23 protein-coding genes, 2 tRNA genes and 4 pseudogenes are annotated in these 25,191 nt (G+C 62.7%); 10 read left to right on the forward strand and 19 right to left on the reverse strand.

Annotation, left to right across the window (positions count from 1 at the left end):
* Window positions 1–23: 23 nt before the first annotated feature.
* The 8 genes from CAURIS_RS04910 to CAURIS_RS04945 all read right to left on the reverse strand — a co-directional run bounded on the left by CAURIS_RS04910 (window position 24) and on the right by CAURIS_RS04945 (window position 9,616).
* On the reverse strand, window positions 24–1,358 hold the full coding sequence (locus tag CAURIS_RS04910) for a choice-of-anchor M domain-containing protein (protein WP_290343094.1): 1,335 nt from the start codon (window positions 1,356–1,358) through the stop codon (window positions 24–26).
* A complete protein-coding gene (locus tag CAURIS_RS04915; protein WP_290343318.1) occupies window positions 1,355–2,203 on the reverse strand; it encodes an anchored repeat-type ABC transporter permease subunit in 849 nt (282 codons plus the stop codon). The genes CAURIS_RS04910 and CAURIS_RS04915 overlap by 4 nt, the downstream gene beginning before the upstream one ends.
* The gene (locus CAURIS_RS04920; RefSeq protein WP_290343095.1) at window positions 2,203–2,949 is read right to left on the reverse strand and encodes an anchored repeat-type ABC transporter ATP-binding subunit; all 747 of its coding nucleotides are present in this window, start codon (window positions 2,947–2,949) and stop codon (window positions 2,203–2,205) included. Before CAURIS_RS04920 ends, CAURIS_RS04915 begins: the two co-directional genes overlap by 1 nt.
* Window positions 2,946–3,851: a choice-of-anchor M domain-containing protein gene (locus tag CAURIS_RS04925; protein ID WP_290343096.1), complete on the reverse strand. Its 906-nt coding sequence runs from the start codon at window positions 3,849–3,851 to the stop codon at window positions 2,946–2,948. The genes CAURIS_RS04920 and CAURIS_RS04925 overlap by 4 nt, the downstream gene beginning before the upstream one ends.
* Before the next feature lie 39 nt (window positions 3,852–3,890).
* Window positions 3,891–5,318: an anchored repeat ABC transporter, substrate-binding protein gene (locus CAURIS_RS04930; RefSeq protein WP_290343097.1), complete on the reverse strand. Its 1,428-nt coding sequence runs from the start codon at window positions 5,316–5,318 to the stop codon at window positions 3,891–3,893.
* 11 nt (window positions 5,319–5,329) lie between these two features.
* Window positions 5,330–6,862: a choice-of-anchor M domain-containing protein gene (locus CAURIS_RS04935; RefSeq protein ID WP_290343098.1), complete on the reverse strand. Its 1,533-nt coding sequence runs from the start codon at window positions 6,860–6,862 to the stop codon at window positions 5,330–5,332.
* A gap of 30 nt (window positions 6,863–6,892) precedes the next feature.
* The gene (locus tag CAURIS_RS04940) at window positions 6,893–8,578 is read right to left on the reverse strand and encodes a choice-of-anchor M domain-containing protein (RefSeq protein ID WP_290343099.1); all 1,686 of its coding nucleotides are present in this window, start codon (window positions 8,576–8,578) and stop codon (window positions 6,893–6,895) included.
* Between the two features lie 144 nt (window positions 8,579–8,722).
* Window positions 8,723–9,616 (reverse strand): choice-of-anchor M domain-containing protein, encoded by an 894-nt coding sequence (locus tag CAURIS_RS04945; RefSeq protein ID WP_290343100.1) that lies wholly within the window; start codon window positions 9,614–9,616, stop codon window positions 8,723–8,725.
* A 242-nt stretch (window positions 9,617–9,858) separates the two neighbouring features.
* On the opposite strand from CAURIS_RS04945, the gene gltX reads away from it, so the two are divergent.
* The 3 genes from gltX to CAURIS_RS04960 all read left to right on the forward strand — a co-directional run bounded on the left by gltX (window position 9,859) and on the right by CAURIS_RS04960 (window position 11,641).
* Window positions 9,859–11,337 (forward strand): glutamate--tRNA ligase, encoded by a 1,479-nt coding sequence (gene gltX / locus CAURIS_RS04950; RefSeq protein ID WP_290343319.1) that lies wholly within the window; start codon window positions 9,859–9,861, stop codon window positions 11,335–11,337.
* A 135-nt stretch (window positions 11,338–11,472) separates the two neighbouring features.
* Window positions 11,473–11,544: transfer RNA gene (locus tag CAURIS_RS04955), tRNA-Gln, on the forward strand.
* 24 nt (window positions 11,545–11,568) lie between these two features.
* Window positions 11,569–11,641, forward strand: a tRNA-Glu gene (locus CAURIS_RS04960).
* 122 nt (window positions 11,642–11,763) lie between these two features.
* On the opposite strand, the pseudogene CAURIS_RS04965 reads toward CAURIS_RS04960, so the two are convergent.
* Window positions 11,764–12,297 (reverse strand): annotated as a pseudogene (locus CAURIS_RS04965) (transposase family protein); the annotation flags it as partial.
* A gap of 278 nt (window positions 12,298–12,575) precedes the next feature.
* On the opposite strand from CAURIS_RS04965, the gene CAURIS_RS04970 reads away from it, so the two are divergent.
* Together CAURIS_RS04970 and CAURIS_RS04975 are read left to right on the forward strand one after the other, a co-directional pair.
* Window positions 12,576–13,925, forward strand: coding sequence for an IS256 family transposase (locus CAURIS_RS04970; RefSeq protein WP_290341551.1), 1,350 nt, complete (start codon window positions 12,576–12,578; stop codon window positions 13,923–13,925).
* Window positions 13,926–14,038: 113 nt separating this feature from the next.
* Entirely contained in the window at window positions 14,039–14,338 is a 300-nt protein-coding gene (locus CAURIS_RS04975) for a hypothetical protein (RefSeq protein WP_290343101.1), read from the forward strand.
* 72 nt (window positions 14,339–14,410) lie between these two features.
* Here CAURIS_RS04975 and istB read toward each other — a convergent pair whose 3' ends face one another.
* The 5 genes from istB to istA all read right to left on the reverse strand — a co-directional run bounded on the left by istB (window position 14,411) and on the right by istA (window position 18,090).
* Window positions 14,411–15,151 carry an IS21-like element helper ATPase IstB gene (istB, locus tag CAURIS_RS04980; RefSeq protein WP_290343102.1) on the reverse strand — a complete coding sequence of 247 codons (741 nt, stop codon included), beginning with the start codon at window positions 15,149–15,151 and terminating at the stop codon, window positions 14,411–14,413.
* Between the two features lies 1 nt (window position 15,152).
* Complete coding sequence (locus tag CAURIS_RS04985) at window positions 15,153–15,437, reverse strand: hypothetical protein (protein ID WP_290343103.1); 285 nt, start codon at window positions 15,435–15,437, stop codon at window positions 15,153–15,155.
* Window positions 15,438–15,503: 66 nt separating this feature from the next.
* The gene (locus tag CAURIS_RS04990) at window positions 15,504–16,853 is read right to left on the reverse strand and encodes an IS256 family transposase (protein ID WP_290343104.1); all 1,350 of its coding nucleotides are present in this window, start codon (window positions 16,851–16,853) and stop codon (window positions 15,504–15,506) included.
* A gap of 30 nt (window positions 16,854–16,883) precedes the next feature.
* Window positions 16,884–17,456, reverse strand: coding sequence for a Mu transposase domain-containing protein (locus tag CAURIS_RS04995; RefSeq protein ID WP_290343105.1), 573 nt, complete (start codon window positions 17,454–17,456; stop codon window positions 16,884–16,886).
* Window positions 17,425–18,090 (reverse strand): IS21 family transposase, encoded by a 666-nt coding sequence (gene istA / locus CAURIS_RS05000; RefSeq protein ID WP_290343106.1) that lies wholly within the window; start codon window positions 18,088–18,090, stop codon window positions 17,425–17,427. Before istA ends, CAURIS_RS04995 begins: the two co-directional genes overlap by 32 nt.
* Window positions 18,091–18,368: 278 nt before the next feature.
* On the opposite strand from istA, the gene CAURIS_RS05005 reads away from it, so the two are divergent.
* Together CAURIS_RS05005 and CAURIS_RS05010 are read left to right on the forward strand one after the other, a co-directional pair.
* A complete protein-coding gene (locus tag CAURIS_RS05005; protein WP_290343107.1) occupies window positions 18,369–19,556 on the forward strand; it encodes a Mu transposase domain-containing protein in 1,188 nt (395 codons plus the stop codon).
* A gap of 5 nt (window positions 19,557–19,561) precedes the next feature.
* The gene (locus CAURIS_RS05010; RefSeq protein WP_290343108.1) at window positions 19,562–20,329 is read left to right on the forward strand and encodes an ATP-binding protein; all 768 of its coding nucleotides are present in this window, start codon (window positions 19,562–19,564) and stop codon (window positions 20,327–20,329) included.
* 64 nt (window positions 20,330–20,393) lie between these two features.
* Here CAURIS_RS05010 and CAURIS_RS11685 read toward each other — a convergent pair.
* Together CAURIS_RS11685 and CAURIS_RS11690 are read right to left on the reverse strand one after the other, a co-directional pair.
* Window positions 20,394–20,540, reverse strand: a pseudogene (locus CAURIS_RS11685) (IS1249 family transposase); the annotation flags it as partial.
* 112 nt (window positions 20,541–20,652) lie between these two features.
* Window positions 20,653–20,820 (reverse strand): annotated as a pseudogene (locus CAURIS_RS11690) (ATP-binding protein); the annotation flags it as partial.
* 50 nt (window positions 20,821–20,870) lie between these two features.
* On the opposite strand from CAURIS_RS11690, the pseudogene CAURIS_RS05015 reads away from it, so the two are divergent.
* A pseudogene (locus CAURIS_RS05015) lies at window positions 20,871–21,335 on the forward strand (transposase); the annotation flags it as partial.
* 509 nt (window positions 21,336–21,844) lie between these two features.
* Here the strand turns inward: CAURIS_RS05015 and CAURIS_RS05020 are convergent.
* Window positions 21,845–22,279, reverse strand: a complete 435-nt coding sequence (locus CAURIS_RS05020) for a hypothetical protein (RefSeq protein WP_290343109.1) — start codon at window positions 22,277–22,279, stop codon at window positions 21,845–21,847.
* Between the two features lie 495 nt (window positions 22,280–22,774).
* Complete coding sequence (locus tag CAURIS_RS11695; protein WP_435384029.1) at window positions 22,775–23,092, reverse strand: hypothetical protein; 318 nt, start codon at window positions 23,090–23,092, stop codon at window positions 22,775–22,777.
* 421 nt (window positions 23,093–23,513) lie between these two features.
* Between CAURIS_RS11695 and CAURIS_RS05030 the strand changes: the two genes are divergently transcribed.
* Window positions 23,514–24,317: an alpha/beta hydrolase-fold protein gene (locus tag CAURIS_RS05030; RefSeq protein WP_290343110.1), complete on the forward strand. Its 804-nt coding sequence runs from the start codon at window positions 23,514–23,516 to the stop codon at window positions 24,315–24,317.
* Here the strand turns inward: CAURIS_RS05030 and CAURIS_RS05035 are convergent.
* Window positions 24,314–24,607: a hypothetical protein gene (locus CAURIS_RS05035; RefSeq protein WP_290343111.1), complete on the reverse strand. Its 294-nt coding sequence runs from the start codon at window positions 24,605–24,607 to the stop codon at window positions 24,314–24,316. The genes CAURIS_RS05030 and CAURIS_RS05035 overlap by 4 nt on opposite strands.
* A gap of 139 nt (window positions 24,608–24,746) precedes the next feature.
* Here CAURIS_RS05035 and panD point away from each other — a divergent pair, with 139 nt between their 5' ends.
* Entirely contained in the window at window positions 24,747–25,163 is a 417-nt protein-coding gene (gene panD / locus CAURIS_RS05040; protein WP_290343112.1) for an aspartate 1-decarboxylase, read from the forward strand.
* Window positions 25,164–25,191 lie beyond the last annotated feature (28 nt).

Genomic DNA, 25,191 nt, shown 5'->3' on the forward strand with positions numbered 1-25,191 from the left:
CGCGCCGGCCCCTGTGACGCCTCTTAGCCGCGCCCGTCGAGGTGGGACAGGACACGCCGGGCGCTGAAGAAGAACAGCACCCCGGCGAACAGGGAAGCGATGCCAAGCCCTAGTACGAGACCGGCCCACCAGGTGCCCTGCTGCCATGTCGCGCTGGCGGCCTGCGTCTCCGGGGCGGCGTAGGTGACCGGCTGGGCCGGGGGTTGAGCCGCGCTCGGGGCGGCGTCTGGGATGGGCTCCGCGCCCGGGGCAGTGGTCGGCCCCGACTGCGAGGCGGCCTGCTGGGCAGAAGCGTTTTGTGCCGGAGCTTTTTGTGCCGGGGCTTTTTGTGCCGGAGCTTTTTGTGCCGGGGCCTTCTGCGCCGGCGCCTGCTGGGCGGGCGCGGCGGCAACGGAGGTCGAGCGCAGCGAGGTCGGGGCGGGAGATTGGCCTTTCGCGGTGGCGCTCCGTGCCGGGGCCGACTGCTTCGTCGGCTCGCCGGAGCGCGTGGCGGGGGAGCGCGGGGCCGGGGTGGGCGCCGGGGCGGTCGTCGAGGGGTAAATCTCCTTCAACACCTGGGAGGTAAAGCCGCCCCACGCCTTGTCCAGGGCGGTGAACTCCCTCGTCAGGGCGTTGAGGTTGCGGGTGATTTCGGCTGGGTCGACGCCATCTCGGCTCGGCCCGCCCGTGCCGTCCTGGTCGTCCTCGGGGGCGAGAGGCGGGATTTCGCTCTGTTCGACGCATTCCACGGTGGCACTGCCCGTCCGCTCCGCCTCGTCGAGGGTGTCGTCGCCGACGAGGAAGAGCGTGTTCAAGGTCGCGCGGTGCGCACCGAAGGCGACATTGAAGGTGACGGAGTAGGCGCCGGGCTCGGTGAACCCCCACTCGACGTGCAAGTGCTGGCGCTCGTTGAGGTGGATCGCGGTGCGGGGGGAGGCGCTATCGAGAAGGATGCGTGGCTTTTCGCCCAGCGGGGTTACCCACGCGAGGACGCGGCCGGGACCCTCCACGGAGGCGAAGGAGATCTCTGCGGTGGTGGCGATGTCTTCTGCCGAAAAGCCGAACCACGGCAAGTCCTTCTTTTGCACCGAGCTGAGGTAGTACATGCGCGCGGGCAGCGAGGGGTAGTCAATGGAGGACCACGTCGACCCCGGTACTGCGACGCTGAACTCACCGGAGTTGCGGTCTTCGCCCTCGTCACGCACCACCACGCCCCCGCCCGGCTGCGGTCGCAGGTCCTGGTGCCCGTTGCGGATGATGTGTCCGACGTCGACGGCGGTGCCGCACACGGAAGGCTCGGCGGCGAAGGCAGGAGGGGCGAAAAAGAGGGGGGTAGTGGCAAGCGATGCGGTAAGGAGTGCAGAAGCGAGTCGTTTCATGCGGGTACTTTCGAACGGAAGCGGACGGGCTGAGCAACCCAGGTAAACAGAAAGACGGCGGTCAAGGTGAGCACGATCGTCGCGCCGGTTGGCGCGTCGAGGGCCCAGGACAGGTACAGCCCACACACGGACCCGCCGACGCCGATGAGTGCGGCCAGCGCCATCATCGACGGCAGGCGGTTGGTCAGAAGCCGCGCGGTCGCGGCCGGGGTGATCAGCAGCGCAAGAACGAGGATGTTGCCGATGGTGCGCAACGAAATCACCACCGCGGCGGTCACCGCCAGATAAAGGACCACGTCAAGCGCGAGAACAGGCAGGTTCATCGCGCGCGCCGTTTCGCGGTCCAGGGCCAGAGCGGTCAGCTGCGGGGTCAGGGCAATGAGCAGCGTGACGACGCCCGCCCCGACCACAAAGGCGATCACGATGTCGGATTCGGACACTCCCGTGATGGAGCCGAACAGGATGCTGGTCAACGACGCCGTGTAGCCCTGCACGCGCGAGATGATGACCAGGCCGAGAGCGAAGGAAGCGGCGAAAAAGATCCCGATCAAGGTATCTTCTTTCACCCGCCGACGCTGGGAAAACACCGCGATGAGAACAGCCACCGACGCCCCGGCGACAGCGCCGCCGAACAAAATGGAGACCTCCAGCGCGAAGGCGATGGCGATCCCGGGGAAGACGGCGTGGGCGACGGCATCACCGATGAAGGCCATCCCACGCAGGACCACGTGCGTGCCCACCACGCCGCACACCGCGGCCACGATGATGGAGATGACCAAGGCGCGCGGCAAAAACCCGAGCGCTGGGTTGGCGAGGTCGGAGACGAACTCGAGGGGACTGAGCATCACGCGTTCACCCCCACGGCGGATAGGAGAGGGGAATCCGGGCGCACGCCGAAGGTATCGATCCAGGGCTGGGCGATGTTCAGGCGCGCCCGGGAGCCTTCGGCGACGACCGTGCGGTTAAACAGCACCAGCCGGTGGCAGGCATGAACAGCCTCGGCGAGGTTGTGGGTGGACATGACGATTGCGGTGCCCTGGCCCGCCAGGTTGTCAAACAGCTCGAGCAATTGCTCCGAGCTGGGGATGTCGAGGCCGGTGAAGGGTTCGTCGAGAAGCAGCACTTTAGGGCGCGTGGCCAAGGCGCGCGCGACGAGCACGCGCTGGCGCTGCCCGCCGGAGAGCTCCCCGATCGGGCGGTGCGATAAATCGCTGAGCCGAACGCGCTCTAAGGCCTCGTCGACGGCCTCGTGGTCCTTCGCGCCCGGGCGCCGGAAGAAGCCGATCAGCCCAGTGCGCCCGCCCATGACGGCCGTGCGCACGTCGATGGGGAAGTCCCAGGCCACCTCGTGGCGCTGCGGGACGTAGCCGATGAGATCGCGCACCGCGCGCCCCGTCTTGCCGCACACGTCGACGCGCCCCGCCTCAATCGGGATTAACCCAAGAATGGAGCGCAGCAGCGTTGTCTTCCCCGCCCCGTTCGGCCCCAACAGCCCAACGAATTCACCCTCGTCGATACACAGGCACGCACCGCCAATGACGGGCCGACCTGCCAGGGATACCGCCAGATCCTCTACTGTGAGCACGCTCATCGACGCCCACCCTTCCGGCTCACAGCCACGACAGCCGCGGCGACGATGACGAGAAGGAGAACACCCGCCCCGAGCAGCCACCAGATGCCGGACGTCTCCGACGCGCCGGGCCCGGCAGCGGTATCCGAGTCCGCGGCGGCGCGGAAGTCGCCCGTCCAGGTCGTCGCCTGGGCGGCTTCGACGTCGGTGGCGTCGCCCACCGCGAAGGTGATGACCTGGGTGGTGGAGGTCTCCGTGCCGTCGAGAAGCGGCACGGTCACGCGCAGCGCGACCTGATGGATGCCCGGCTCGGTAAAGACCCAGTTGGCGTGGGTGTGCGTGTTCAGCTCGGCGAAGAAAGGCTGCGTGCCCTCGGCGGCGGAGTTCCACAGCAGCTGGGGCGGCTCAAAGCCACCGTTTTGCAGGAAGAGGCTGAACTGGCCCGGGCCCTCGTGGCCCGCGAACTCAAAGGTCACGCCGCGGTCCGCTGCACCGATCAGGTCCGGATTTTGCGTGTTCCAACCGAGCCAGGGAACCCCGGGCACCTCTGTCTGCGGGACAACCCACACGGTCTGGCCGGGGGCGGCGCCGGTGAATTCAAACTGGTCGCCCTCCGGGAGCGTCTGGGCCGCGGCATCGCCGATGCGCAAAACGACGTCGTCGGTGTGGCGCCAGACAGGCGGCACGGACGTGTCGTCGCGGGCGAGGAGATCGAACTGACCCTGGTCGGGCCCCGGCAACGGGCCGAGGTCGACGTGGCCGGCCTCGATGGTAGCCGCAGTCCCGGGGGATGCCACGGCCTCGTCAGCAGTGACGGTCTGCTGCAGCGCAGGATCCACCGGGGCGGTGGCCGCCAGCGCGGCCGGGGCAACAGTGAGAGCCGCCGCGAGGGTGAGGGCCGTGGTGCGGGTCGGTGAAAACATGGAAAACTCCTATTCTCGTGATCGAACGCGGTGGCGGGCTTAAGCCAAACAACGAGCCAGGCTGTCCGCGTTCTGCTTCATAAAATCGGCGTATGTCGGGGCCCCGTCGTCGAGGGTGTCGCCGCGAATGGGGCACACCGCGATGCCGAGGTCTTTTGCGGTCTCCGTCAAGGGGGAGGACTGGCGCGCCAGCTGCGGCTCCAAAAACACCGCGGGGACCTGGAGGTTTTCCAGCGTGCGCGTCAGTGCGATGAGGTCACGCGGGGTCGGTTCCACAGCGGGGTTCGGGCTGACGAAACCGGCGATGGAGATCCCGTAGGCGCGGCCGAGGTAGGCGTAGCCGTGGTGCGTCGTCACCAGGTGGCGGTGCTGCGCCGGGATTGATTCGATCCGCTCCCGCACGTAGGCGTCCACCTGGGTCAGTTCCGCGAGGTAGGCGTTGGCGTTGCGCTGGTATTCTCCCGCCCCTGCGGGGTCCACGCGCACCAACTCATCGCGGATCACCTGCACCATCGCCGCAGCTGCGGTCACGTCGTGCCACACGTGGGGGTCGCTTTCCCCGTGGACGTGTCGGCCGAGTACCGCTTGCGGCAACAGGTATGTCTCGGCACCGGGCCGGCCGAGGAAGCGAAACGCCGGATCGCCCGGGATCGGCTGCAAAGTCGTGCCCGGCACGGCGATCACTGCGCCCGCCGGATCGAGGGACTGCTTCGCCCCGTGGTCGGTGTCCAAGACCAGCTCGATGACGTCGCCGTCCGCGGTGATGTCCACGTGCCCCGCGTCCATGACAACGGGGTCGTTGATCCCGGTTGAGGTCGCGGGGTCGACGCCGACGGCCACCGTGACAGTGGCCGCGGGGCCGGCGGCTTCTGCAACGTCGAGCTCGTAGACGCCCGGGGCGCTAAACGCCCACGACACGTGCGTGTGCGCGCCCACCGGCAGCACGACTTCGTCGGCGGAATCCAGCCCATCGGCGCTGTTGAACAGCACCTCAGGCTGGCCGAACGTGGTCGTGATGTAGGCCGCGGCGTCGCCGGGGCCCCGGACATCTGTTAAGGCCAGGGTGGCATAGTCGGTCGTCGATAAGCCGCTGCCCGCGACACGCAGGCCGAGCCAGACCGCGTCGAGCGCGACGTTTTCCACCAGGGAGACGAGCTCAGATCCGTAGCGCGCGAGGTTCTCCGCGACCGGCACCACGGGCGCCGGTTCCAAAAGAAGCCCGTTCGTCAGGGCGAGGTCGGCGTTGGCTATGTCGCGCACGGCGCGCAGCCCCGGCTCGTAGGAGTGCGGATCCGCTCCCGGCGGGATGAGCGCACGCACGACGGCGCGATCGCCCGCGACGTTGGCCGCGAGGTCGGCCAGGATCGTGGTCGTGGCCACGACGGAGGGGCGCGCGTCCGCCTCGTCCGGGCCGGCCTGCGCCGGGGCGCATGCGCTTGCTGCTAACGCGAGAGCGAGGACTGCCATGACGCGGCGCCTCACTTGTGGGCCCTGCCCATCGCGTAGGAGAAGCGCGCGACACCGATGCCGAAGACTAGCAATCCGACGCCGAGGATGGCGAAGGGGAGGGTCATGAGGGTGGTGCCGGTCTCTGCCAACGTGCCCTGCGCCTGGGGCCGATTGCTCGCAGCGGGTGAGCCTTGAGCGGCGGAGGCGCTAGCGTTGTCGCTTGCCCCGCTAGCCACGGCGCCAGAAGCGCAGTCCCCGCCGGCCGGGTCGAACTGTCCGCCGAGGTCGAAGTGGCCGTCATTGGCGTTGCCGCCGCCTTCCCCGACGTGGAAAGTAAGCACGCCGGTACCGGAGTAGGTTGCGCCATCCTTCACCGTGGACTGGCGGATTCCGACTTTGTAGGTACCGGGGCTGCTGAACAGCCACATCGGGTGGACGTGGGTATTCGGTGCGACGGTGTGCGCACCCTGGCCCTGGCCGTCGCCGCCGCGGAACCACTCCTCGCCCATGATCTGGCCGAGACCCCCCTGAGTGAACACAACCATCGTGCCGGGGCCCTCAAAGGAAACCAGTTCCCAGGTGACGTCGCCCACCTGGTTTTCCAGCATGGTCGGGTGCTGGGTGTTCGCGCCCAGCCAGGGCACGCCGGGTTCCTGGACCGCGCCGATCATCCATGCCTCGCCCGCCGGGACGGGGCCGACGGGTTCCGGCAGGTTCTTCTTCGCGGCGTCACCGAGGCCGAAGGCCAGCTCGCTGGGCGCGCGCCACTCAGCGGGGACGCTGCGGTCATCCTTGACCATCGGGACGATGCCGGGCGTGCACTTCTGGTCGGCTGCGGGCGCTGCCTCGCCGCCCTGGCCGGGTGCCGGATCGTTGTTGTTGGCTGCCGGGGCGGATGCCGCCAGCGGGGTGGGCGCAGGTGCGCCATCAGCGGCCGTCCCACCGTCGCCGACGACCCACGTGTAGGTCGCCGTGTTGCTGGACACCCCGTTGCCTGAAGCGTTGACGCGCATGGTGTACACGCCGGGCTCTGTGAACGCCCAGTTCACGTGGCGGTGAGCCGGGTGGGGCTGGGTGATGACGGAGCCGCTGATCAGGGCCAGAGAACCGTTGCCCAGGACAGGGTTGATACCGCCGAGCCCGGCAGTTTCAAAGACGAACACCTCACCGGGGCCGCTGACCTCTTGAAAAACGAGGTCGATGGAGGAGAACCCGGCGGCGGACACGGCCTGCGTATCCCAGCCCGGCCAGATGAGGTTTTGGTCCTGCGCCTGGGGCAAGTAGTAGGTGGGCTGTCCAATGCCTTCGACGGCAGCCGTGGCCTCCGACCACGCGGCGTCTTTGACCACGAGGGTGACATCTTCCGGCGCGTGGCGCACGTGGCTGCCTGTGACATCTTCTTTGAGGTCGAGCATGAGACCTCCACCGTCCGCAGTGACGTTGAAAGCGTCCACGTGGCCGGAGTCAAGCGCAAGATCCTGCGCCGCGGCTGGCGGCGCTATCCCCACCACAATCAAGAGCAGAAGCAGCAGGGACGAGGGGGCAAGTCTGGACGGTGCCATGGGCGAAAAACGGGGTCCTTTCTAGGTGTCTTAGCGGCCGATGGTCCTGTTGAACCACGCGGCGAGCGCGGGGGCGTGCTGGGCGAAGAAGGAGACGACTGCGATGCCGAACACGGCCGCCATCGTCACGCCGATAACGCCGTAGAGGTCGACGGAGGAGCCGCTGGATAGGGTGTTTGATTGCCCCGGGTTCGGGCTGTCGTCCTGGCCATCGCCCGGGTCCGGCTCGGGGTTGTCCGCGCCCAGCGCTCCCGCGGCGTTCTGCGTGGCCGAATGGGAAAACGGCTCGTGCAGGGCCAAAACGCCTGCGGGCGCATTGACGGTGGGGTGGGGAAGGAGGTCCGCGCGCAGAAGGTACCCGTCGAGAACGCCGAGGGAATCAAACTCCAGTTCCAAGTGGCCGTTTTCTACGGCTCCGTATATAAAGAGGGAGGCCAGCCCTGAGTCCTCTGTATCGACGTCTGGTTCATAGAGGCCGCCGCGCATGAAACCGCGGAAGTTCTTGTCCTCGAAGTCGACGGTGAGCTTGCTGCGTGTCCCCTCGAGAGGCTCAACCTTCGCGGTGTAGTTGAGGTTGGTCGGCGTGTGGAGGTCATCGCCCAAGACGGTGTTCGCGGGGTCGTTGACGGGGGCGGCCAGTTCGGCGTTGCCCTGTTCGGACGTCACCTTGTTGGGCTTGCCTTTGGCATAGCTCAGGGCGGGGGAGATCCAGCGCGCGCCGGTGTCGCCTTCGGGGGTGAAGACCGCCTGGATGTCGGAACTTTCGGCGCCGAGGAGCTCGTTCCAGGTGGCTGTGCCGTCGGTGACGTCGAGGTCCGTGAGGAAGTAGCCGTTGATGAAGAGCGTCAGGGTGCCCTTCAAGGTGGAGTCCTTGGCCGTGAAGGTCACGGTGGACAGATTTTCGTCGCCATCTTTTTCGCCGCCTTCGTAGGGGGCGACCGAAAGCGAGTAGCCTGCAGCGTCCAGGTCTCCTGCCGGCGCTTTGTCGTAGCGCTCCGAGACAGGCGGCGTTTTCTGGTCCAGGGGACGCTGGCCGCCGACCTGGATGGGCATAGTGGTCAGCTCGGAGCTGACGATGTTCCCCTCGAGATCGCGGGCGACGGTGCGGTAGGTCACCTCGTAGCGGCCCGGACGCGTGAACGTCGTGTAATTGTGTGTGTGCGCGCCGGGCCACAGGAAGTAGGAACGCGGGCCGTCGGCGGAGCTGAGCAGGTATTCGATGGGGCTGTTCGAGCGCTGCTTGATGAATTTGTCAACACGGCCAGGGCCGTTGACCGAGACAAGGTCGAGCGAGACGGTGCCGTCGCGGAACTTCTCAGTGGGGAGGTCATCGGCGCCGAAGCCGAGCCAGATGGGTTCGTTTCCGCCGATCGGATTGTTGGGTGCGGCATAGACGATGTCCCCGGGGGCTCCGAGGAAACTCAGTGCAGGATCGGTCGGCACCTCGAATTGGTACTGATTGTCCCCGGTGCCGCCCCAGGCCCAGCCTTTCCCCACCCACACGACCGTGTCTTCGACGTCCTTGACCTTGTCGCCCTCGTAGGAGGACTTGAGCCGGAAAGTATCGCCGGACCAGAAGGTTTTCGGGGCGTCGACGTGGGTTCGGGTCACGACGGCCTTGCCGTCGTCAGGCCCGGCGACGGCGGTGACGGGGGACAGGAGGAAAAGTGCGGTCACAGCGGCTGCGACGCGGCGGCTCGTGCGGAGGGTACCCATGAAAGTTTCCTTATGTAGAGGGCCAAAGTGCCCTTTGACGAAAATGTGCAAGAACAGATGGGGGAGCGCCCGCGCCGGCAGCCGAGTGACGAGGGCACAGGCGCAGCCTCACCCCTTCAGCGGCGCCGACACGGCGCCGCGGGTTTAGCGGCCGGTCAGGTTGCTGATCCAGCCGGTGATCGCCGGGATGTTGCTGGCGAGGAAAGCGAGAAGGCCCGCGCCAAAGACGGCCGCCAGGGCAATCCCGGCCGTGGCACCTGGATCGAGCGAAGAACCGCTGGACAGAATGCTTGATTGTCCCGGGCCGGGGGCGGCGCAGTCGGTTGCTTTTGTGACGGCGTCTTTGCCGACGGCGAACGTTGCCTTCTGCACCTCGGACTTCAGTTCCTTGCCATCTTTGGTGCGGGCGGTGTACCAGACGTCGAGGGTGTAGGTGCCTGGCTGAGTGAAGATCCAGTTGGTGTGGACGTGGGTGCTGAGGCCGATGTCGATAGTGGTGTCGCCATCTTTGGTGCTGAGCAGGAGGGGGCCGTCGGCGTGGAACAAGGCGAGGTGGCCGTCTTTAGGGCCGTCGGCGATGGTGATGTGGAGATCGACGGTGCCGTCGATGGTGCCGTAGTCGATGGTCTCGGTGTTGTATCCGGGCCAGAGAATGTCGGGGTTTTGCACTTCGGGCAGCAGGTAGAACGGTGAATCTTTGGGGTCGATGAAGTTGTAGAAGGGGTCGGCGAAGGCGCCTTCGCGGAATTTGCGGGCGTTGTCGCGGACGCCGAAGACGACGCTGTCGAGGCGGCGTTCTGTCACGCCGGGGGTGGTGTTGGTGTCGTCTTGCAGGACGATGCCGAGATTAGTTTTCCCGCCGGTGGCTTTGATGTCCACGTGGCCGCGGTCGATGAGCGGCTTATCCGAACACACCTCAGCGCCTGCGGCTTGAGCGGTGAGGCTCTGGCTGGGCTCGGCCAGTGCGGTGGACGGGGCGAGGAGGCTGGCCGCGAGCGCCGCCGCGATCGCTGGGCGGCGTAGCGTGGAGCTGTGCATTAGGAAAACCTTTCTTCGGAGGGGGCTGGGATTCTCTATAAATCTAGCTATTGGCAACGATTTCCAATAGTGTGCAACGCGCGGGCACCCCCGTCGTCTAGCGCTTTGCGCAGCTCACAGACGCTTACCGCCCGTTTGTGGAAGCGATTTTCATTACCCCCGCTGGCAAAGCCCTGGACGAGTTGCAGCGCGTGCGGCGCAGTACCATGGCGCCCATGACTACTTCCCCGGCCCGCGCGCCGATGCGCGTTCGCTTTTGTCCTTCGCCCACCGGCACCCCCCACGTGGGGATGGTGCGCACCGCCCTGTTCAACTGGGCGCAGGCCCGCCACTCGGGCGGCACCCTCGTCTTCCGCATCGAAGACACCGATGCTGCCCGCGACTCCGAGGAGTCCTACCAGGCGATCATCGACTCGCTGACCTGGCTCGGCCTCGACTGGGATGAGGGCGTGCTCAAGGGCGGGCCCCACGAGCCCTACCGCCAGTCGCAGCGCATGGACATCTACAAGGATGTGCTGAACAAGCTGATCGAGGCCGGCGAGGTCTACCCCTCCTACTCCACGAACGAGGAGGTGCAGGAGCGCCACAAGGCCGCGGGACGCGACCCGCAGCTCGGCTACGACAACTTCGACCGCGAGCTTTCCGACGCCCAAATCGCCGCATTCGAGGCGGAAGGCCGCAAGCCCGTCTGGCGCCTGCGCATGCCGGACCAGGACTGGAGCTGGACCGACCTGGTGCGTGGCGAGGTGACCTTCAAGTCCGAGACCCAGCCCGACTATGTGGTGGCCCGCTCCAACGGCGCGCCCCTGTACACGCTGGTCAACCCGGTCGACGACGCGCTCATGCAGATCACGCACGTGCTGCGCGGCGAGGACCTGCTGTCCTCGACCCCGCGCCAGATGGCCATGTACGCCGCGCTGCAGCGCATCGGCATCACCGACTTTACCCCCGAGTTCGGCCACCTGCCCTTCGTGATGGGCCAGGGCAACAAGAAGCTGTCCAAGCGCGACCCCGAGTCCAACCTGTTCAACCACCGCGACAACGGAATCATCCCCGAGGGTATGATCAACTACCTGGCGCTTCTGGGGTGGTCGCTGTCCGCGGACAAGGACATCTTCACGGTCGACGAGCTTGTCGCGGCCTTCGACGTCTCGGACGTGCTGGGCAACCCGGCGCGTTTCGATCAGAAGAAGCTCGAGGCGATCAACGCCGACCACATCCGCCTGCTCGCCCCGGACGACTTCGCCGCGCGCCTGCGCGACTACCTCACGGAGTTCACGGACTTCCCCGCGGACTACCCGGCGGACAAGTTCGCCGTCGCGGCGGAGCTTGTGCAGACGCGCATCAAGGTGCTGTCCGACGCCTACGGGCTGCTCAAGTTTCTCGTCACCGCCGACGAGGACCTCGAACTCAACGAGAAGGCCGCGCGCAAGAACCTCAAGCAGGCCGCCGAAGAGCCTCTCGACGCGGGCATCGCCGCCCTGGAGGCCATCGATGAAGAGGAGTGGAGCACCGCGTACATTGAGGACGCCCTGAACAAGGCCCTCATTCACGACCTCGAGCTCAAGCCGCGCACCGCCTTCGGCGCGCTGCGCGTGGGCATCTCGGGCGAGGCGGTCTCGCCGCCGCTGTTCGAGTCGATGGAGCTGTTGGGCAAGAAATCGACCCTGGCGCGCTTGCGGGCAGCCCGCGCGGTGACCCCGTACGTGGCTGCTGGCTAGTTACGCGGGTGTCATTACGGTGCGGCTTTTAATGCCGTTGAGCTGGCGATTTGTTTCGTCGCCAGCGTGATGGTTATAGTAATCCACGTTGTTCAGAGAGAGCAGCTCGAAAGAGCAGCAGGATCTGGAAAACGATGGCCTATGGTGTAATTGGCAACACAACGGTTTCTGGTACCGTCATTCTTGGTTCGAGTCCAGGTAGGCCAGCTGCAGAGCCATCTGCTAGTCCTTGCCCCGTTCGTCTAGCGGCCTAGGACGTCGCCCTCTCACGGCGGTAACACGGGTTCAAATCCCGTACGGGGTACAAAGTAGGAGCGGGGCAGCCGGTGATGAACCGGGCTGCCCCGCTCCTTTATGTCTTTTTGTTGTGGGGTTAAACGAGGGTTAAGGGTCAAAAAGTGTGTCTGACTCCGGCGTGTCGCGGGGTTAGATCTGGCCTTTTTGGATCCCGATTGAGTGGGTGTAGTGGGTGTCGATAGCGTTGTCGTAGAGGGCTGGTCGTCCTGTTTCGTGGTTGGCTTGGTTCTCGTTGTGGGGCAGGGTTGAAGCTTTGGCGAGTTGGTCCTGACCCCAGTTGGACTGTCTGGCGATCTCGACTGGGTCGTCAGGCAGTTCTGTTTTCAGGTAGAGCCACCAGTCGAGCATCCGGCGTTGATGCTCACCGGATCTGCCGCGATGGGTGCGGGCAAGCAGTTTCAGCTGGGCGTTGATCCCGCCTTCAAGACTGTTAGTGGTGGATTTGATGCGGCTAGCATCGAGCACACCGTCGGGTGGGTCGAGGTAGACAAACAACAAGTTGTTGCGCCACAGGTGGTTGAGGCTGTTGTAGGCCTTGCGGGTGCGCTCATGCGTCCACGACCAGGTGCGTTGTTTCGTCAATGGGTCGGTTGTCCACGTTTTCTGGTTCATCCAGCCGCGGTAGACGTTGCCGTATTCGTGGAGCTTGGCGCCCCACGTGTTGCGACCGGCTATTTGGTAGCAGCGTCGTGACTTTCCGGTAGCGCTTCAGTGAGTATCCGGTAGCAGCTCACAGCGCTCAAGGTGATACTTCCGGTAGCCGCACCACTCGGGTGCGGCTCGTACTGGAAGGAGTCCGCTTATGACGGATTACCGTGCGGTGATGACGCTGCTGATTCGGCAGCGTTCTTACCGCCAGATTGAACACCAGCTCGGATGCTCGCAGAGGGTGTCAGGTGTTTTGTGTGTGAGGCTCTGATCCAGAAGGAGTTTCACTGATAATGACTACCGTGTCACCGAAGAAAGGCCATGACCCGAGCAGGGTCAACGAGATCAGCGCGAAGCTGATGGAAAACCCGGAAATCGCCGCACTGATCGGCGAGCTATCGACCTCCGTCGACGATGCCAGCGACCTGGTCAAAGGTCTATTGCAAGCCTCGATCAACGCAGGTCTGCAGGCGGAGATGGACGCCCATTTGGGGTACGGACACTCCGATCGCGCGGCCAAAGCCCAGGTAAACCCCTCAAACGGTGGCAATCACCGCAACGGGTCGTACACCAAAACTGTGGGCACCGGCTACGGCCCGGTGGATATCACAGTGCCTCGGGATAGAGCGGGCACGTTTCACCCGGTCATGGTGCCGAAAGGGGCACGCCGACTGACCGAGCTCGACGACATGATCGTCTCGCTCTACGCCGGCGGAATGACGGTACGCGATATCCAGCACCACCTGGCATCGACCCTGGGGGTGGACATCAGCCCGGATACCATCAGCACCATCACCGATGCGGTCCTCGATGAGGTGATGGTGTGGCAAAACCGTCAGCTCGACGAGTTCTACCCGGTCATTTTTCTCGACGCGCTACGGGTGAAAATCCGCGACGGTCACCGGGTGGTCAATAAAGCCTGCTACATGGCTGTTGGCATCGACATAGACGGGACCAAACACATCCTGGGCCTGTGGATCGCCGATAATGAAGGGGCTGCATTCTGGGCATCCGTGTGCGCGGACCTGGCGAACCGTGGAGTCAATGACGTGTTCATCGTCTGCTGCGACGGGCTCAAAGGCCTGCCCGAGGCCGTAGAAGCGACCTGGCCGAACTCGATGGTACAAACCTGCATCGTGCACCTGATCCGGGCCGCCAACAGGTGGGTGTCCTATAAGGACCGCAAACCCGTATCCAGCGCACTGCGCAAGGTCTACACCGCACCGAACGAGGACGCCGCTTGCGCCGCACTCGATGCCTTCGAAGCCTCGGAACTGGGTAAGAAGTACCCCCAGTCGGTGAAAGTCTGGCGCGACGCATGGGAGAGATTTATACCGTTTCTGCAGTTCCCGCCTGCAGCTCGCCGGGTGCTCTACACCACCAATGCCATCGAGTCGCTTAACGCTGAGCTGCGGAAAGCGACCCGCAACCGCGGCCAATTCCCCACGGATGCTGCGGCGTTGAAGACGCTGTGGTTGATGGTCTGCAACATCGAAGACAAACGCGCCGCCCAACGCGCGAAAAAAGCGAAGCGGGCAATCGACTGCAACGGCTATATTGAAGGGGCGAAAACCACCGGATGGAAACAAGCCATCAACCAACTATCCGTGGCCTACCCAGACCGGTTCGCCAACTACCTGTAAACCAAGCCCCCACACACAAACAAACCGACACTCTCTGCTCGCACCGCGCGATTTCACGAGCGAACCAAGCACTGCGAAGCCTTGGTCTGACCACTGTTGAACAGGTCGCGGCGTTGACGGATGACGAGTTGGACGAGATATTCGTAGATAGACGCAGTAGCGGGCAAGGCGAGTTCGTCCCGATTGACTTTGACGCGGTCGTTAAAGCACGCACAGGACGGGTGAAGCTAACACTGCAAGTATTGTGGGCTCGCTACACCACAACGCCGGCCCAGCTGGGCCAGCGTCACTACAGCTATGACCGGTTCCGCCAACTGGTTGCCTCCCATGTCGACGCGGCCGGGCTTACCGCCCGGATCACCCATGCACCAGGGCATACGATGCAGGTGGTGTGTTTTGTCAAGTTGTTGTAGGCCGTTTCGGCGCGGTTTTTTAGGCCGGGGTGGCGTGGTTTTGGGCCGTTTGGGCGTTGCTGGGTTTTTGGGTTATTTCATGAGGGCGTTTGCCATGCGGTAGGACTGGCCGGTGAAGGTGATCATGCGGCCGTGGTGGACGATGCGGTCGATTGCGGCGGCTGCCATGTCGTCGCTGCCGAAGACGTGGCCCCATTGGGAAAACGCGAGGTTGGTGGTGATGATGAGGCTGCGTTGTTCGTAGGCATCGGCGATGGCTTGGAATAAAAGCCTCGCCCCGTCGGTGTCGATTGGGATGTAGCCGAGTTCATCGATGACGAGCAGTTCGTTTTTGCCGAGGGCTGCGAGTTCTTTGTCGAGTTTGCCGGCGAGTTTTGCGTTGCGCAGATGGTCGACCAGGCTGGCGGCGGTGAAAAACCTTGCAGGAGTGCCTCTGAGACATGCTGCGGTGACCAGGGCGATGGCGAGGTGTGTTTTGCCGGTGCCGACATCACCGTAGAAGACGAGGTCTTCACATCCGTTGAGGAAGTCGAGGGTGGTGAGGTGTTCGCGGGTGATGTCGGCGGGCAGACTCACCGGGGACCAGTCGTAGCTGTCGAGAGTTTTTCGTACCGGGATTCGTGCTCGGTGTAGCAGGCGGCGCGCTCTAGATGCGGATCTGGATTCAAGTTCAGCTTCGAAAAGCTCAATGAGTATGTCGCACTGGCGTGGGGTGGCATGGTCTGCGCATTCGCGTAGCACCGCGGTGGTCAGGTAGAGCTGGCGGCCGAGTGCCACCACGCGGTCTTTGCTGTTGGTGGTATCGGTGCTCATTTTAGGTCTCCTCCTCATGATCAGGTGTGGTGGTGCTGGTGGCGAGCAGCTGATCGTAGGTGGTGAGATTCGCTCGCGCGTGCTGTGTTGGTGGTGGGGCGCTGTAGCGTGCGGCGATGCCGAGGTGTGGCCCGGTCGGTGTCGCGTTGGTTTCCAGCAGTGCCGCGGCAGCGGTGACGGTGGTGTCGAATCCGCATTCTGTGGCGGTGGTTTCGGCGTGGGTGAAAAACTCTCTGCGGGTTGTCGCATCTGCTGCGTCGAGATAGCCCACGACAGCGTCCGGCATGTGGCGGCGAAGTGGTGAGTTCGCCCACGCCGAGAGTGTCCGTTTGTTTGTGTGCGGAGGCTTGGTTTACAAGTAGTTGGCGAACCGGTCTGGGTAGGCCACGGATAGTTGGTTGATGGCTTGTTTCCACCCTGTGGTTTTCGCCCCTTCAATATAGCCGTTGCAGGCGGTTGCCCGCTTCGCTTTCTTCGCCCGTTGGGCGGCGCGTTTGTCCTCGATGTTGCAGACCATCAACCACAGCGTTTTCAACGCCGCAGCATCCGTGGGGAATTGGCCGCGGTTGCGGGTCGCTTTCCGCAGCTCAGCGTTAAGCGACTCGATGGCATTGGTGGTGTAGAGCACCCTGCGAGCTGCAGGCGGGAACTGCAGAAACGGTATAAATCTCTCCCATGCGTCACGCCATACCTTCACCGACTGGGGGTACTTCTTACCCAGTTCCGAGGCTTCGAAGGCATCGAGGGCGGCGCAAGCGGCGTCCTGATTCGGTGCGGTGTAGACCTTGCGCAGTGCGCTGGATACAGATTTGCGGTCCTGGTAGGACACCCACCTGTTGGCGGCCCGGATCAGGTGCACGATGCAGGTTTGTACCATCGAGTTCGGCCAGGTCGCTTCTACGGCCTCGGGCAGGCCTTTGAGCCCGTCGCAGCAGACGATGAACACGTCATTGACTCCACGGTTCGCCAGGTCCGCGCACACGGATGCCCAGAATGCAGCCCCTTCATTGTCGGCGATCCACAGGCCCAGGATGTGTTTGGTCCCGTCGATGTCGATGCCAACAGCCATGTAGCAGGCTTTATTGACCACACGGTGGCCGTCGCGGATTTTCACCCGCAGCGCGTCGAGGAAAATGACCGGGTAGAACTCGTCGAGCTGACGGTTTTGCCACACCATCACCTCATCGAGGACCGCATCGGTGATGGTACTGATGGTATCCGGGCTGATGTCCACCGCCAGGGTCGATGCCAGGTGGTGCTGGATATCGCGTACCGTCATTCCGCCGGCGTAGAGCGAGACGATCATGTCGTCGAGCTCTGTCAGCCGGCGTGCCCCTTTCGGCACCATGACCGGGTGAAACGTGCCCGCTCTATCCCGAGGCACTGTGATGTCCACCGGGCCGTAGCCGGTGCCCACAGTTTTGGTGTACGACCCGTTGCGGTGATTGCCACCGTTTGAGGGGTTTACCTGGGCTTTGGCCGCGCGATCGGAGTGTCCGTACCCCAAATGGGCGTCCATCTCCGCCTGCAGACCTGCGTTGATCGAGGCTTGCAATAGACCTTTGACCAGGTCGCTGGCATCGTCGACGGAGGTTGATAGCTCGCCGATCAGTGCGGCGATTTCCGGGTTTTCCATCAGCTTCGCGCTGATCTCGTTGACCCTGCTCGGGTCATGGCCTTTCTTCGGTGACACGGTAGTCATTATCAGTGAAACTCCTTCTGGATCAGAGCCTCACACACAAAACACCTGACACCCTCCCCACGCCCCGGGCTTTTTCGCCAGCGAAGGCAAAACACTCAGCGGGTTGATCACCGTTTCCTCTGTGGTGCCGAAGACTCGTGGCAGTGCGACGATGCGTCGGGTGTTGTCGTCTAAGACGGTGATGGTGTCATGCGATAGCTCCACCGTGACTTGCCGTCCCGCCCAGGCAGGGCCCACAAGGTAGCGATTGCCGCCGACTGTGACGACCCCGGTCTTATCGGTGCGGCGCACTTCGAAGCGCACCGGGTTAAACCTCACCGACGGGCACGCTTTGAGCGCTTGCTGATCCTGTTGGAATAGCTCCGCGATCGTGGCCGACTTTTTGTAGTGGGTCTGGTCGGCAAACGCGGCGCACCCGGAGCTGAGATAGTCGTTTAGCTCCGCCAGGCTGGCTACTTCAGGCACAGGCACACACAGGTTGCGCCGGATGAAGCCGACCGCGTTTTCCACGTTGCCTTTCTCATGGCCCGAGTACGGGTTGCAGTAGCGAGCCTTCGTCCGATAGTGCGCCTTAAGAGCGGCGAAGAGTTCGGATTCCACCACGTTGGTGGCCCAAGCGTCGCCCAATGGCGGTGGCGTTGTCGAAGACCATCTCTCTCGGCACCCCGCCGGCGGTGTCGATGACGTCCAACAGGCCGGTGATAACGCACTCAGCGGTCTCTCCGGCGAACGCCCTGCAAAACCGCATATTCGAGTACGGAAACGTCACCACCAAAAGGTGCACCACCTTAGCAGTTCCCGCCATAACGACCTCGGCCTGGCCGAAATCGACCTGGATGACCCCAGGTGACCATTCCAACTCCATGAACCCATCCCCTGGGGATGTGTGGTCCTGTTTCCACTGCTTGACGTAGCGCTGAACCGGGGAATACGAGCCGGTATATCCGTGCTCGTCGACGAGGCGGTCGCAAATGCGTCGCGCGGTGTGGCGCTGCTTTCGCGGCATGCGCTGATCATTTTCAAGCCAACCATCAATCACGGCGCACAGCGTCTCACCCAGCACGATCGAGCCGGGTTTACGCACCGTCACCGGCGGGGAGGGGCTGAAATCTTCCTGATTGACGTACTTATCGACCGTGGCCCGCGCCACGTTTACCGCTTTGGCAATCGCTCGTCTGGACATTCCCTCGTCATCGAGCTGCCTGATAGTTTCGACCGTGGTCATGCTGATCGTCATCTACTTTCTGGTCCTTTCCTGAAACATCCACGTCCCGGACCTCGCGAATAAACGAAGGCGGGACATTTCTCAGGAACAGAAACCTACTGGGGGATCGTTATCGGCATGGCCCTTTCCCTATCCAAAAAAGGGGCCACACCAGTCACAGCCACATGGGGAAGTGGCCTAATTTTCCGCGCTGAAACGGACCAAAACAGGCCGCCAACACGGCCTACTTCCCAAGCCGAACCGGACCAACTACATCAGATCAGACACAGGTGGACTGGGCTGGGACCAAGATGCGCCTGTACGACCCGGCGGGCACACCGGGTGCGAAAGTCAGTGTTTTCGTCGCCTCGCTGCCATATTCAGGGATGCTCTTTGCATGTGCGTGTGCTGACCAGCGGCAACAGTCCTGGCTTGATGCTCACCGTCAAGCGTTTGACTACTTCGGTGGGGTCTGCCAGGTTGTTGTCCCAGATAACGCGTCGACGGCGTCGAATGCGATCAGCACTGCCGATAGGAATCGGAAGGTCAACGACACCTACCAGCAGTTCTTGGAGCACTACAACACAGCAGCACTTCCCACACGCGCGCGTCGTCCGAAGGATAAAGCAAATGTGGAAGCTGCGGTAAAGATCGTCACACACAAAGTCATCCACGCGCTTAATGGCCACCAGTGTGTTGACCTTGACGAGCTCAACGAAAAGATTGTGGGCTTCGTCGACGCAATCAACACGTCCGTGCCGTTTCGCAGCCAGCAGTCAAGCCGGAGGGATCTCTTTGAAGAGCACGAACAGCATCTGCTTGCGGATCTGCCGGCAACCCCGTGGCAACACACTGAGTGGAAACGGGCAAAAGTGGCCCCGGATTTCCATGTCACGGTTGCAACAGTGCGTTACTCCGTTCCGCACCAGCTTGTTGGCCGCACTGTCGATGTGCGCATCACCGGCCAGATGTTGACCGTCTTTGACCAAGGGGCAACCGTGGCAACCCACCGGGTTTCACATAAGCGTGGGGCCTATGTCACTGACTACGAGCACATTCCATCTGGAATGGACTCCACCCGTGGACTGTGGACAAGCGACTACTTTTATCGCGAAGCCAGCAAAGTTGGCCCGGCAACACGCAAGGTCATCGAAGAACTCATCACGGCGAAAGCCATCCCGGCCCAGGCATACCAGTCCTGCCGAAACGTGCTGTCAATGGGCAAACATGCCAACAAACCAATCCTGGAAGAAGCATGCCAACGCCTGATAGCCAACGACGGCAGCCGACGGGCAGTGTCATATACCGCAGTCAAAAACATGATGGCCGCTGTCCGCAAGGAACACGCAACCCGACCACGCGGGTTTGACCAGCCCCCGCGCAGCACCACAACCAACCAACCCGCCCGACCTGTAGCCGCTGACCGGGACACCACCGGCGCGTTCCTTGGCGGTGCAGACCAGTTCAGCATGGACAACCTCGCTAAGAAAGGAAACTAAAACCCATGTCCTCACCAACCCCGCCAACAGATCGCTTCCTTGACGAATCCGTCCTGGCCGACTTCACCGCACTGCGGATGACTGCCTTCGGCAGAAGCGTCATCGATATCGCCAACGATCCCGCCTTCGACACGTGGACGTTTTCCCAAAAGGTGCTYTACGCACTCGATAAAGAAGTCGCAGCCAGGCGTGAACGACGCATCAGCAAACTGCTTAAAGCATCCCGATCGCCAAACCTTGATGCTTGCCTTGAAAACGTGGTGTGCACGCCTGACCGCAACATCAACCCCGAGCAAGTCAGCAGACTCGCTCACGGACAATGGTGCCACCTGGGCCAAAACATCGTCATCCTGGGCAAATCCTCAGTTGGTAAAACCTACCTCGCCCAAGCGCTCATCACCGCAGCATGCCGCAACGACTACTCCGCACGGTTCTACCGCACCGACATGCTCGCCGCCGAACTGGCAGTCCTCCGCCCCGATAACCCCACACGGCTGAAGTTCATCCAGCAACTCCACGACGTCGATGTCCTAGTCCTGGATGACTTTCTCACCGCACCTGTTGATGCCGCGACCGCGCACCAGCTACTCAATATCCTCGCCGGGCGGGAACGCAAAGTCTCAACCGTTGTGACCTCACAGTTCACCCCACACGAGTGGTACAAGTCCATCCCCGACGCCGTGATCTCCGAGTCAATCCTCAACCGACTCGTCTCCGGCGCCGAAATCATCACACTCGAAGGACCAAACATGCGCCTGACCACCAACGCATAACAACCGGCAACGCCTGAGTGAGATACCGCTACCGGGTACCCACTCAGGCGCTACCAGATACTCACCACACCGCTACCATTTCGGTCTTCTGAACACCCCACGCGGCCGCCTCATCAAGATCGGTGATCTTCGTGAGGTTAAGCGCGAGTTGGTAGATCGCTCGTCCAGCATCCGTGCGCGGGCGGGAGGTGGTGTAGCTGCTGAGTGCGCGTAGTTGGTAGGGGTATTCCGAAACGGTGGTAGGGCTGGATTCCGGGTAGTTGGTAGGGCCCCGCGACGGCTTGGGGCTGCAGTTCGTCGCGGGGCCTGTTGATGGTGGTGTGTTACTCGGTTTCTGGTTGGGTGGCTAGGAAGTGGCGCATGTCGTATTCACCGAGTTCGACGCGTTGGCCGGTGTTGAGTCTGCTCACGAGGGAGTCAGCTGCTACTGGGTCGGGAAGTTTTTGTACCCAATATGCGGCAGTGGTTTGGGAAACGATGATCGTCGGGAGGGTGTCAGGAGTTTTGTGTGTGCTCTGATCCAGAAGGAGTTTCACTGATAATGACTACCGTGTCACCGAAGAAAGGCCATGACCCGAGCAGGGTCAACGAGATCAGCGCGAAGCTGATGGAAAACCCGGAAATCGCCGCACTGATCGGCGAGCTATCGACCTCCGTCGACGATGCCAGCGACCTGGTCAAAGGTCTATTGCAAGCCTCGATCAACGCAGGTCTGCAGGCGGAGATGGACGCCCATTTGGGGTACGGACACTCAGATCGCGCGGCGAAAGCCCAGGTAAGCCCCTCAAACGGTGGCAATCACCGTAACGGGTCGTACACCAAAACTGTGGGCACCGGCTACGGCCCGGTGGATATCACAGTGCCTCGGGATAAGGCGGGCACGTTTCACCCTGTCATGGTGCCTAAAGGGGCACGCCGGCTGACAGAGCTCGACGACATGATCGTCTCGCTCTACGCCGGCGGAATGACGGTACGCGATATCCAGCACCACCGGGCCCGACCAGTTCGAGGATCTGACGGACCGCCTTCTCCTTGACCTCGACAGAATCCTTCCTAGGCATAGTGCGCAGTCCTTCCTCAGCAGAGGCAGAACGTAAACGCAAGAAAATTAAATCTTTCTCGCAGGACGCCTTGGGCGGGTGGACTAAAGCTCTCCAACTCATTTTTTAAACGATGTACATTGCCCTACATGCCCGGGAAACGAACCGTGGGGATCTGGGTAAAACCCCCCAGTCATGCCCCATCTAGGACGTAGGTGATCGGAAAACACCTCACTCCAGGCGTTCGGGCTGGAACCTGCGCTAATTTTCGCCGGTCCTTTTGGACATCGCCCTTGCGGATGTTCCAAGGAACATCATGCTGATAAGAAAGAGGGGAACCGCCACGGTCCCTAACGCAATAATGCACGCGACAGACGCAAGCACCAATCCAATTCCGATGTTCACTTTCTTCTGTGGATTTCCGGTGAAGCTCATTTAGTATCCCCTTCCAACGATAGTTTTGGGCCGTGGCCGGTTAGCAAAAAGATGCGGCGCCGACCAAACCGCCCCCGACAGCACCCCAAGGTCCACCTGCGGCCCCGCCGCCTATAGCGGAACCCGCTGTACCTGCGACGCACTTGCCCCAATCGGACCACCATCCATAGGCCACAGTGCCATTCGGGCCGGTCTTAACCACCAGAAGCTCACTGTCGGAGATTTTCTCATAGAAGAATCCAATTTCCTCGCCGTCAGAATCCGTTGCACCAGTGGGCATCGCTTCCGAAACGACCCCTTGCGGGTCCCTCACCACCGTTTGCCCGTCGATAGTATCGAAACTGAAGCCATCCTCGAGCGAAACTACAACATCGCGCCCTTCATTGACAGCCGATAGTGAATACGAAGTCGCGAGCTGGCGAGTGTCCTGAGCGGATGCTGCGCCCGCTGGAATGATCGCGGCGGCGACAAGCACGGCCGCAAGAGTATTCTTATACCGCATATGATCTCCTCTAGCGTCAGATCAATTTCAGAGCAATTCAGCGTCTACGGTTGACGCAAGCTCTCGAACAGTGTGCCGCGAAGCGTTTTCCCGGCACTTCTGAGACTATGCCCTCAAGGCCTCGTCAACAAGCGCATCCACCGATGAGGGTACGTTCGTACACACCTGTTAAGGGGTGATCTCAATATCGTTGATTTCACGAGAATCCTTTTACGAAAAGAGGCATTTGGATTACGTTAAAAGTGTGTAGAATTCGCTTATCATTGTTGACGCAGCCTGCTAATGAAGAAACTGTTTCATTAGCAGCCCGGAAAGGATGTATGCCGCAAGCGGCAAGAGGCCCTGCTAAAGAGATCCTTTCTTCAGTCTTTTCCATCTCTTGTGTGGCGGCGCCAAACAGGTCTTTAGGCAACATGGTCCTTTAGGCTGGATCACTATCGGCTGCAATGTGACCAAGACCAATACCATTCAATAACGCACCGAAAATCCGAAGATGCTGCGTACTTCATTTTGCCACGTCGGGACCAGCGGCTCCCACCGATGCATGACGCGACCAGTCATAACCGCGTCGAGGGTGTGGATCTTCGTAAGGTTCAATCCGAGTTGGTAGATTGCCCGTTCGGCGTTGATCCGCCGTCGGGAAGTGGTGTGACGGCGCACGACGCGTTGGATGTGGAGCAGGCGGCGTTGGGCTTTGCTGGTGGGCCAGCTGTTCTTGATCGCGCTTGCGGCTTTTGGGCCGCCGTTTGTGACTTTGATCGGTATAGCGGCGAAGCGCTCGAACAAGGCGGTGTAGGCGGCTGTGGTTTCGCGCCGGCGCCAGGGGACACGCGATGACGTGGCCGGCGGTTGCCGCGGCGAGCAGGCAGCTGGCTGCGGTGTAGATGCGCCCAGTGTGGGCGGGCGTGGGATCAGGTACGTCGATGAGTCAGAACGGCTCGAATCGGCTCTGCAGAGTGGTTGGTCTGCTGCCGGCCCGGGTAGCGACGATGGCCAGGCTCGCGTCGGCAGTGAGGGGATCGTTGAGCCGTGTAAAGGAGGCTGCGTTGGTGATGTCGGGCGGTGTTGTGTTGACGAGGCTCCGTCGTTTATGGGCCGCCGTCTGCTGAAACGGGGTCGAGCTTGGGACGGCTCACGAACCCCTCACATGGCGAGCTATGCGGCGGTAACAAGTAGTTTCCAAGGTGACTATCGGGTAAAGTTTTGGGTGAAAATTCGCCATCGCCGCGGCGTGGCGCTGTGCGTGGCAGTAGCCCTTACATCCTTCACCCTGACCGCGGCCGACACCTTCCAGGACCCGGACGCCCCGCCGGCGGAGTTCGTCAGCCTCGAGCACGTACGCGACAACCTGTGGGAGCTCGCGGTGTCCTCGCCGTCGATGCAGCGCAACATCACCAACGACCTTGTCCTGCCCGAGGGTGGGCCGGACAACACAGCGCCGCGGCCGACCTTCTACCTCCTCGGCGGTGTGGGAGGCGGCGGGAGGGCGGGGTCCGGCAGCGCACCCGACTTCTTCCGCGGCAAGCTCATCAACGTGGTCACGCCGAGCGGCGCGATCGGTTCGCAGCAGGCGGACTGGGCGCAGGAGGACCCCACTGTCGGCCTGTACAAGTGGACGACCTATGTGACGAAGAAGCTTCCCCCGCTAATCGACGCCCCATTCCACGGCACGGGACACGACGCCATCGCGGGGATGTCGATGTCGGGCGGGCCCGCCCTGCACATCGCCACGCTCGACGAGCCCGTTAAGGATTCCCCGGCGCCGCTGTTGGTCGTCGACGAGCAGTTCGCGTACACCTGCACCCGCTACTTCGTCGACGAGGCGCGCGAGGCCGGACTCGACGTCGACTTCTACGAGTTCGACGAGGGCACGCACAACTGGGGCCTGTTCCGCCGCCAGCTCCCGGCAACCTGGGTAACAATTGGCCGGCTTTGGACGTCGAGTAGCGAAAGAAAAGGTGCGGACGCACCGAAAACGTGCGTCCGCGCTTGCGTGCGTGGGAGCGATTAGTGGTCGTCCCAGTGGCCGTCGTGGGCGGCGTGGCGGTGGCCGTCGTGGATGTAGTCGACGTGGTCGCCGTGGGGCACGGCCACGTGGCCGCAGCCCTCGCCGTGGACGTGCGGGTGGTCCTCGTGCACGTGGTGTTCGGAGGTCTCGCACTCGTCCCAGTGGCCGTCGTGCTCGCGGTGGAGGTGGCCGTCGTGGGCGTAGTCGACGTGGTCGCCGTGGGGCACCGCGACGTGGCCGCAGCCGGCGCCGTGGGTGTGCTCGTGCGTTTCGTGAATGGTGTGCGTGCTCATATGCTCGCCTCCTTGGTCGCTGATTTTCAGTACGTTTTCATTAAACATGATCGCGCGCGCGTTTTCAATACGTTTTCAAAAAGGTGGCGCAGCACACGCGGTTAGGCGATCCGGGAGCTGGGGGCATAGAGTTCTCGGCGTGTTGCGCACCATGCTGAAATCCAAGATCCACCGGGCTACCGTGACGCAGGCGGACCTGCACTACGTGGGATCCTGCACTATCGACGCCGACCTGATGGATGCCGCCGACATCCTCGAGGGCGAGCAGATCGATATCGTGGACATCAACAACGGCAATCGGCTGACCACCTACGCCATCACCGGCGACCGGGGCAGCGGCGTCATCGGCATCAATGGCGCAGCGGCACGCCTGATCAGCCCCGGCGATCTGGTCATCATTATCGGATACGCGCAGTACAGTGCCGAAGAGCTGGGCAGCTACCGCCCCCGCATCGTCTTTGTTGACGAGGAAAACGCGCCGCTCCAGGAAGGCCACGACCCCGCTCACGCGCCCTCGGGCTCCGGCCTGCTCAACCCCCGGCACCCGCAGGGCTGAATCAATTTATTGACCGCCTCCCCGCGGC

The organism is Corynebacterium auris, from assembly GCF_030408575.1.
Taxonomy (GTDB): Bacteria; Actinomycetota; Actinomycetes; order Mycobacteriales; family Mycobacteriaceae; genus Corynebacterium; species Corynebacterium auris.